General features: G+C 71.4%; 8 protein-coding genes, 1 tRNA gene and 1 pseudogene. 9 read left to right on the forward strand and 1 reads right to left on the reverse strand.

The genetic code is table 11. The features are described 5' to 3' along the window. Window positions 1-56 precede the first annotated feature (56 nt). The 8 genes from AB0E14_RS34730 to AB0E14_RS34765 all read left to right on the forward strand — a co-directional run bounded on the left by AB0E14_RS34730 (window position 57) and on the right by AB0E14_RS34765 (window position 7,902). Window positions 57-1,133, forward strand: coding sequence for an ABC transporter ATP-binding protein (locus tag AB0E14_RS34730; protein ID WP_362427755.1), 1,077 nt, complete (start codon window positions 57-59; stop codon window positions 1,131-1,133). Next, window positions 1,126-2,031: a 2-aminoethylphosphonate ABC transporter permease subunit gene (locus AB0E14_RS34735; RefSeq protein WP_362427734.1), complete on the forward strand. Its 906-nt coding sequence runs from the start codon at window positions 1,126-1,128 to the stop codon at window positions 2,029-2,031. Before AB0E14_RS34730 ends, AB0E14_RS34735 begins: the two co-directional genes overlap by 8 nt. Next, window positions 2,018-2,815, forward strand: a complete 798-nt coding sequence (locus AB0E14_RS34740; RefSeq protein ID WP_362427737.1) for an ABC transporter permease subunit — start codon at window positions 2,018-2,020, stop codon at window positions 2,813-2,815. Before AB0E14_RS34735 ends, AB0E14_RS34740 begins: the two co-directional genes overlap by 14 nt. 71 nt (window positions 2,816-2,886) lie before the next feature. Next, the gene (locus tag AB0E14_RS34745) at window positions 2,887-3,954 is read left to right on the forward strand and encodes a 2-aminoethylphosphonate ABC transporter substrate-binding protein (RefSeq protein ID WP_362427740.1); all 1,068 of its coding nucleotides are present in this window, start codon (window positions 2,887-2,889) and stop codon (window positions 3,952-3,954) included. Window positions 3,955-4,105: 151 nt separating this feature from the next. After that, window positions 4,106-5,641, forward strand: a complete 1,536-nt coding sequence (locus AB0E14_RS34750) for an alkaline phosphatase family protein (protein WP_362427743.1) — start codon at window positions 4,106-4,108, stop codon at window positions 5,639-5,641. 81 nt (window positions 5,642-5,722) lie between these two features. Beyond that, window positions 5,723-6,502, forward strand: a complete 780-nt coding sequence (locus AB0E14_RS34755) for an HAD-IIA family hydrolase (RefSeq protein WP_362427746.1) — start codon at window positions 5,723-5,725, stop codon at window positions 6,500-6,502. Window positions 6,503-6,590: 88 nt separating this feature from the next. Continuing rightward, window positions 6,591-7,208, forward strand: coding sequence for a hypothetical protein (locus AB0E14_RS34760; protein ID WP_362427749.1), 618 nt, complete (start codon window positions 6,591-6,593; stop codon window positions 7,206-7,208). A 52-nt stretch (window positions 7,209-7,260) separates the two neighbouring features. Further along, entirely contained in the window at window positions 7,261-7,902 is a 642-nt protein-coding gene (locus AB0E14_RS34765; RefSeq protein ID WP_362427758.1) for a class F sortase, read from the forward strand. Window positions 7,903-8,309: 407 nt separating this feature from the next. On the opposite strand, the gene AB0E14_RS34770 is transcribed toward AB0E14_RS34765, so the two are convergent. Beyond that, a tRNA-Lys gene (locus AB0E14_RS34770) sits at window positions 8,310-8,383 on the reverse strand. Window positions 8,384-8,567: 184 nt separating this feature from the next. On the opposite strand from AB0E14_RS34770, the pseudogene AB0E14_RS34775 reads away from it, so the two are divergent. After that, window positions 8,568-9,008, forward strand: a pseudogene (locus AB0E14_RS34775) (hypothetical protein); the annotation flags it as partial.

Raw genomic sequence — 9,008 nt, forward strand, 5'->3', positions numbered from 1 at the left:
CGTCCACCGACGCCGTGCCCGCCGCGGAGGCGCACCGAGCACCCGACGCCGCGCCGCTGCCTCCGGCCGACGTCACCGGCGCCCGCAGCGGCATCCGCTTCGACTCCGTCTCCGTCGCCTACGGCGGCACCACCGTCCTCGACTCGCTCGACCTGACCGTCGAGCCCGGCGAGGTCATGGCTCTCCTCGGCCCGTCCGGCTCCGGCAAGACCACCGCCCTGCGCGCCGTGGCCGGGTTCGTGCGGCCGGTCTCCGGGCGGGTGTTCATCGGCGACCGCGACGTCACCGCCCTTCCGCCGCACAAGCGGGGGATCGGCATGGTCGTCCAGCAGTACGCCCTCTTCCCGCACATGCGGGTCGAGGACAACGTGGCCTTCGGCCTGAAGGCCCAGAAGGCGCCCAAGGGCGAGATCCCCGGCAGGGTCGCCGAAGCCCTGGAGATGACCGGGATGGCGGCCTACGCCAAGCGCTACCCGCGCGAGCTGTCCGGTGGCCAGCAGCAGCGCGTCGCGATCGCCCGGGCGCTCGCCATCCGCCCGAACGTCCTGCTCCTCGACGAGCCGCTGTCCGCGCTCGACGCCCAGCTGCGCTCCGGGATGCTCGCCGAACTCGCGCGGCTGCACCGCGAGTTGCCGGACGTGTCGATCCTGTACGTCACCCACGACCAGGTCGAGGCGCTGACCCTCGCGGACCGGATCGCGGTCATGGACAGGGCCAGGCTCCAGGACTGCGGCACCCCGCAGGACCTGTACCGCCGTCCCCGTACGGAGTTCACCGCCTCCTTCGTCGGCAACGCGAACCTGCTGCCGGTGACGGTCGGGGCGGGGGCCGTGCGGTACGCCGGTACCGAACTGGCCGTCGCCACCGACGGCGTGGCCCCGGGCGCCGCCGCCACCCTGTGCGTACGGCCGCACCTCATCGGCCTCGGCGACGGTCCGAACGCGCTGCGGGGCCGGATCGCCGAGGTGCAGTGGCGGGGGTCCACGCACCGGCTGTACGTCGACGTCGACGGGCACCGGGTGAAGGCGGACGTCCGCGAACTGCGGGAGACGCCGGCGCTCGGCGACCACGTCACCCTGCACTTCGCCCCGGAGGACGGGGTGCTGCTCGGCGCCGGGGTGTCCGATGGGTAGCCCCGGCGCGCCGGTCCTCACGGCCGAGCGGGAGCGTGCGGCCGGTCCCGCCGGTCCCGCGGGTCCCGCCCCCGCGGAGCGGACGCCCCGCGCCGTGCGGACGGTGCCGACCTGGGTCTGGGCCCTGCCGCCCGTCGCGGTCCTCGGGCTCGTCTTCCTCTACCCGCTCGCGCTCGTCGTCCAGGAGTCCCTCGCCCCCGGCGCCTACGCCGACGTGTTCTCCTCGGAGGCCTTCCGGGACGCGCTCGTCACCACCGTGTGGCTGGCCGTCGGGTCGACCGTCGGGTGTCTGGTCCTCGGGTTCGCGCTCGCGCTGATCATCGCGTTCGTGCCGTTCCCCGGCGGGAAGGCGGTGTCGAAGTTCATCGACGTCTTCCTCTCCTTCCCGTCCTTCCTGATCACCCTCGCCCTGCTCTTCCTCTACGGCACGGTCGGCATCGGCAACGGCCTGTGGACGGACCTCACGGGCGCCGAGACCGGGCCCTTCCAGTTCCTGACCACGCCCTGGGGCGTCCTCCTCGCCGAGATCACGTACTTCACGCCCTTCGTGATGCGCCCGCTGCTCGCCGCGTTCTCGCAGATGGAGACCGCGCAGCTGGAGGTCGCCTCCTCGCTCGGGGCGAAGCCGGCCCGGATCATCCGGCAGGTCATCCTGCCGGAGGCGCTGCCCGCGCTCGCCGCCGGCGGCAGCCTCGTCCTGGTCATGTGCCTCAACGAGTTCGGGATCGTCCTCTTCACCGGCGCCAAGGGCGTCACGACCCTCCCGATGCTCGTCTACGGCAAGGCCATCCTCGAATCCGACTACGCCGCCGCCTGTGTCGTCGCCGTCGTCAACGTCGCGATCTCCGTCGGCCTCTACGGCCTCTACCGGGTGGTGAGCCGCCGTGTTGGTGCATAGCCGTACGGGCAGGTGGACGACCTGGGCCCTCTTCGCGGTCCTCTTCGTCCCGCTCTTCGCCCTCCCGCTCCTGGTGATCCTCGCCGCCTCGTTCTCCACCAACTGGTCCGGGGCCTTCCCCTCCGGGCCGACCACCGAGCACTACACGGCCGCCGTGCGCGGCGAGTCGCTGCAGGCGCTGACCACCAGTCTGATCACCGCCGTCACCGCGAGCCTGCTCGCCCTGACCATCGGCACCTGGGCCGCGCTGGTGGCCAACTCCCTCCGGAAGAACGGCCGTCGGCTCCTCGACGCGCTGTTCATGCTGCCGGTCGCCGTGCCCTCGGTCGTCGTCGGCCTCGCCGTCCTGGTCGCCTTCTCGCAGCCGCCCGTGCTGCTCAACGGCACGCGCTGGATCGTGATCCTCGCGCACACCATTCTTGTCACGGCGTTCGCCTATCAGTCGGTTTCGGCGGCCATCCTCCGTCTCGACCCGATGTACGAGCAGGCGGCGGCGAGCCTCGGTGCCCGTCCCGCGTACGTCCTGCTCCGGGTGAAGCTGCCGCTCCTGCTGCCGTCCCTGAACGCGGCGGCCGGGCTCTGCTTCGCCCTGTCCATGGGCGAGTTGAGCGCCACGATGATGCTCTACCCGCCGGACTGGCTGCCGCTGCCGGTGCTGATCTTCACCGCCACCGACCGTGGCTCCCTCTTCACCGGCTCGGCGCTGGCCGTGGTCCTCATGGCCACGACCCTGATCGTCCTGCTCGCGGTCTCCCGTATCCGCACCAAAGCGTCCTACCGATAAGTCGTCCCGTCCCGTCCCGTCCCGTAAGTCGCCCCCGCAAGTCGCCCCGTCCTCAGGAGAAGAACGACGTTATGCGTACCTCGTCCCAGCTCGTCAAGCCGATCGCCGCCGTCACCGGCAGCCTCGCCCTCGCCGCCACCCTCACCGCCTGCGGCGGCTCCTCCGCCGCCTCCGACGAGAAGGTCGTCACCGTCTACAGCGCCGACGGCCTCAAGGGGGAGAAGGGCGACGGCTGGTACGACAAGGTCTTCGCCGACTTCGAGAAGGAGACCGGCATCAAGGTCAAGTACGTCGAGGGCGGTTCCGGCGAGATGGTGCAGCGCGCCGTCCGCGAGAAGAACAACACCCAGGCCGACGTCATCGTGACCCTGCCGCCCTTCATCCAGCAGGCCGACTCCAAGGGGCTGCTCGAGGCGTACACGCCGAAGGGCTCCGAGCAGGTCGACGGCGCGAACAAGGCCGCCGACGGCAAGTGGACCTCGGTCGTCAACAACTACTTCGGCTTCATCTACAACAAGCAGCAGCTGAAGGAGGCCCCCACGACCTGGGAGCAGCTCCTCGACCCGAAGTTCAAGAACAAGCTGCAGTACTCCACCCCCGGTGTCGCGGGCGACGGCACCGCCGTCGTCATCAAGGCGATGCACGACTTCGGCGGCCAGGAGCCGGCGATGGCGTACCTGAAGCAGCTGCAGGCCAACAACGTCGGCCCGTCCTCCTCCACCTCCAAGCTCGCGCCGAAGGTCGACAAGGGCGAGATCCTCGTCGCCAACGGCGATGTCCAGATGAACTTCGCGCAGTCCAGGTCCATGCCGAACCTCGCCATCTGGTTCCCGGCCAAGGAGGGCGGCAAGCCGACCACCTTCGCCCTGCCGTACGCGGCCGGCCTGGTGAACAAGGCCCCGCACAGCGAGAACGGCAAGAAGCTGCTCGACTTCATGCTGGCCGAGCAGGCCCAGCGCGAGGTCAGCGCCGTCGGCGGCGGCTTCCCGGCCCGCAAGGACGTCAAGGCGACCGACGCCAACGCCATCGAGCTGGCGAAGCTGATCGAGGGCGTCGAGATCTTCGAGCCGGACTGGGCCGACATCGACAAGAACCTGACCACGTACGTCGACGCGTGGAAGACGGCGACCGGCAGCTGACGCGGCAGCCAACCACCGGCCGCCAAGAGTTCACTTCACACCCCTGGAACACCTCCGTTCATCGCGGAAAGATAACGGGTACGGACCAACGCCCCCGAGGAATCGGGGGCGTTGGCGCGTCCTCGCCCCCTTTCGCTACGGAGGATCCGAGATGCCGCTCACCGGCATTCCCCGCCGCACCGTGCTCGCCGCCGCAGGTGCCACCGCCGCCCTCGCCGCCACCGGCGTCGCCACCGCCCCCGCCGCCCAGGCCGCCGCCCCCACGCTCCCGAACGGCACCAGCAAGGACAAGGTGCTCGTCGTCGGCATGGACGGGCTGCGCCACGACCGGATCGACGCCGCGAACGCGCCGACCCTCAAGTCCCTGATGGCGAACGGCACGTACGGTCTGTCGCTGCTCTACGCCAACCCGATGGCCGCCACCTCCTCGGGCCCCGGCTGGTCGACGATCTCCACCGGGGTCTGGCCCGACAAGCACGGCGTGAAGGACAACACCTTCACCGGCAAGAACTACGGCCGGTACCCCGGCTTCCTGGCGCGCCTGAACCAGGTCCGCCCCGACCTCTCGCTCTTCGCGGCCGTCGACTGGCCCGAGCTGGACACCCACGGCACGGTCACCCCCGGCGCCGACGCCAAGCTCGTCTACAACAACAACTACGCGGTCAACGACAAGGTCATCACCGACGCCACCGAGGACATCCTCCGGAACCAGAACCCGGACGTGCTCTTCGTCTACTTCGGCGAGACCGACGAGATGGGCCACTCCTACGGCGCCGCCAGCCAGAAGTACCTCGACGCCATCGCCGTCCAGGACGGCTACCTCGGCCGTCTGCTCGCCGCGATCAAGGCCCGGCCCTCCTATGCCACCGAGCGCTGGACGGTCATCGTCACCACCGACCACGGCCACACCGACGGCGGCGGCCACGGCGGCTCCGCCATCGAGGAGCGCCGTACGTTCGTCCTCGCCCAGGGCCCCGGCATCGCGGCCGGCGCCCGCCCGATCGACACCCGGCTCGTGGACGTCGCCGCGACCGTCTTCCACCAGCTCGGCATCGTGCCCGACCCGGCCTGGGGCCTGGACGGCAAGCCGATCCAGCAGCGCTCCACCGACCCCTTCGACGCGCTGCAGCCCAGCCTCACCGGCCGGGTCGACGAGACCGGCATACCGGCTGGCGTCCTCGGCTTCACCCACACCGCGCCCAGCGGCTGGTCCGTCATCAACAACGCGATGGGCACCGGCGGCATGACCGAGTGGCGCGGCTGGGCCTTCGCCACCGACGAGTTCTGGTCCCGCACCCAGCGCGACCAGTCCCGCGAGCTGAACGTGCGCGCCCGGGGCGTCTTCGCCGTCGCCGACTCCGACGAGTGGGCGGACAAGTCCTTCTCCGGTACGTACGACTCGACGCTGGTCACCCCCGCGTACAACGTCTCCGGCAAGACGAGGGCGACCCTCGACTTCACCACCTTCTACCGTCAGGAGGGCAGCCAGAGCGCCCAGGTCCAGGCGGTCTTCAACGGCGGCACCCCGACGGTCGTCAAGAGCTACACCTCGGATGTGATCTCGCAGCCCCAGTCCCTCACCGTGAACGTCCCCGCCGGAGCGTCCAGCCTGAGCTTCCGCTTCCGCTACACCGGCTCCAACAACTGGTACTGGGTGATCGACGGGGTCAAGGTCACGACCTCTTGATTAGGCTGGGGGCGTCGCCACAGCGCTGTCGCGGCGTCCCCAGCACACCGCACGATTTCTGTACGGCAGGAGTCCCCGCACATGGCAGAGCGCAAGCCGATCGAATCCTGGCTCACCGACATGGACGGTGTCCTCATCCACGAGGGCGTTCCGATCCCCGGCGCCGACGCGTTCATCAAGAAGCTGCGGGACACCGAGAAGCCCTTCCTGGTCCTCACCAACAACTCCATCTACACCGCCCGCGACCTGCACGCCCGCCTCGCACGCATGGGCCTGCAGGTGCCGGTGGAGAACATCTGGACCTCGGCGCTCGCGACCGCCAAGTTCCTCGACGACCAGCGCCCCGGCGGCACCGCCTACGTCATCGGCGAGGCCGGTCTGACCACCGCGCTGCATGACATCGGCTACGTCCTCACCGACCACGACCCCGACTACGTGGTCCTCGGCGAGACCCGGACGTACTCCTTCGAGGCCATGACCAAGGCCGTGCGGCTCATCAACGCCGGCGCCCGGTTCATCTGCACCAACCCCGACGAGACCGGCCCGTCCCTGGAGGGCCCGCTGCCGGCCACCGGCTCCGTCGCCGCGCTCATCACGAAGGCCACCGGCAAGGAGCCGTACTTCGCGGGCAAGCCGAACCCGCTGATGATGCGCACCGGCCTGAACGCGATCGGCGCCCACTCCGAGACCAGCGCCATGATCGGCGACCGGATGGACACCGACATCCTGGCCGGTCTCGAGGCGGGGATGCAGACCTTCCTGGTGCTCACCGGACTGACGACCCAGGCGGAGATCGACCGCTTCCCCTTCCGCCCCTCCAAGATCGTCGACTCGATCGCCGACATCGTCGACCGGGTCTGACCGGGACCCCAGGTCGAACACCCGACCGGACCCCTGCGGATGCGGGAGCGGGCGAACCGGGTGACCCTGCCAGTACCAGGAGGTCACGATGCGTTCAGGTCCCATTGCTCTCCGTGCCGCAGGGGCGGCCGTCATTCTGGTGCTGGCACCCACGGCCGGCACCGCCTTCGCGGGCGACAACGACAAGGCGAAGGTCGTCGCCACGGTCACGCCGTCCACCGCCCGGCCCGGTGCCGACGTCGACGTCCGTGTGCAGGGCTGCAAGGGGACGACCGGCGCCGCCAAGTCGAAGGCGTTCGTCGCCGACGCCGAGCTCACCGGGCGTGACGGCGGCGACTACCCCCTCTTCGGCGACACGACGATCAAGTCGAACCTCGAACGCGGCGCGTACAAGGTCAGCGTGGTGTGCGACGGCCGCGAGCACCGTGACGTCGGCGTGGTCCACGTCGAGAAGCACAAGCCCGAGCCCACGCACCAGCCGACCCACCAGCCGACGCACCACCCCAGCCCGCACGCCCCGGTCCGGGCCGGTGGCGGAGGCGCCGCCCTGGCGGTCCCGGCGGCACCCGTGGCACCGGGTGTCGCCCAGACCACCAGCGGGAACGGTCTCGGCACGCCGTACACCCTGGTCGGCCTCGGTCTCGCCGCGGTCGCGGCGGTGGCCGTCGCCTTCCGCAGCGCACGCCGCCGCGGCGCGGGCGACTGACGTGCCCGCCGGGTCCGCCCCCGGGACCGGGACCGGGGCGGGCCACGGGCGGATGGTGACCGGCGCGGCCTGGGCGGTCCTGGTCCTGGGGCTCTGGCTCTGGGGCCGGGAGATCGCGGACGGCCCCGGGGGCGCCTCGGCCCCCGCCACCGGAGACATCGCGGCCGTCGGCCGCCCCCTCGGCGCGCCGCTTCCCCCGGCGTACCGGCCCCTGGCGCCCGCCGAGCCGCGCCGGGTCGAGATCCCCTCGCTCGGCATCACCGCGCCGGTCGCCGGACGCGGTCTGGACGCGTCGGGCGCGGTCGACCCACCGCCGTTCGAGATGCCCCACACGGTCGGCTGGTTCCGCACCGGCACGCAGCCGGGCGCCGAGGGCGTGGCCCTCTTCGTCGGTCACGTCGACACCGAGACCCGGCCCGCCGTCTTCTACGGCCTCAGCGCCGCCCGCCTCGGCGCCCAGGTCCGGGTGACCCGTACGGACGGATCGATCGCCGAATTCACCGTCGACGACGTCCGGGTCTTCCCCCGGGACCACTTCGACGCGGCGAAGGTGTACGGGCAGCACCGGGCCGACCGGGCCGAGCTGCGCCTGATCACCTGCGGCGGCACCTTCGACCGCGTGACCGGTACGTACACGGCGAATGTGGTCGTCTCCGCGTATCTGACGGGCGCGCGTACGGCTACGGGCGCGTGAGCGTGAGTCGGGTGGGCGCGGCCTGACGTCCCGGCGCCGCTGATCACCGTGCCCGGCCGGCGGACCGCGGAGCGCGCGACCCGACGGCCGGGCCGGCCTCGACCGCGGGCGCGCGGGCCGCGGGAGGAGCCCGGCGCCGGCGCGGGAGGTTCGGATTCCGCCACTCTAGAACGGGCGTCCGGCCCCGGCCCGGATCACGGTTCCGCCGCGCGAAGATCGACTGGTTCCGTACGGGGGTCGGGCCGCCGGACAGCCAACCGGCCAGCCGGGATGAGTGGTTGGGGCCGCGGACGCCACGCCACCGGTCTGGCCGGAACGTGACCGAAGGGCTACGGAGCGCAGTCGCGACTCCGGCGGGGAAAGGAGCGAGGCCCCCTCACCATCGGTGAGGGGGCCTCGCTCGCGCGTGCGCCGCCAGGGACTCGAACCCCGGACCCGCTGATTAAGAGTCAGCTGCTCTAACCAACTGAGCTAGCGGCGCCTGCTGACCTGGATAACTCTACCCGACGTCCAGGGGTGCTCCTGACCAATACCGACCCCTCCCGGCCTGTCGGATGGTCGTATCAGGCCTTCGATCCGTCAAAATGCGATTTGTCCAGACAGTTGAGACACTGACGCCCGTATCCAAGGGTCAAAAGATCTTGACGAGTGTGGAGGGGAATCGCATGAGTGTGCCGGTCTTCGAGGAGTTCGAGCCCGCCGCCGACTGCGGCTGCGCGGGCTGCGCCCAGCAGCGGCGTGATCTCGTCCTGGGGCTGCCCGTGCGCGCGGGCGGCCACCCCGCGGCGCACGGGGCGCGCCGCGCGCTGGTCCTGGTGACCGCGGCGGGTGTGGTGCTCGGCGGCGGGGGCGCGGGCGCGCTGGCCCTGCCGTCGGACGGCCCGGTCGCGCCGACCGGCCTGCTCACGGACCTGGACGCGGCAGGCCCGGTCGACGACACGCCGCAGGGCGGCGCGGGCCCGCTGCACGGAGCACCCGGTCCCGGGGGGCGGGCCGCCCCCCGGGCGGCCCCCCCGCACACTCACGAGACCACCCCGGCCCGGCGGAGGAGCACCCCGGCCGCGATCAAAAAAGAACTCGTAAGTCACGCCCGACACCCCGGCGTG

It is taken from the genome of Streptomyces sp. NPDC047981 (genome assembly GCF_040653315.1).
GTDB lineage: Bacteria > Actinomycetota > Actinomycetes > Streptomycetales > Streptomycetaceae > Streptomyces.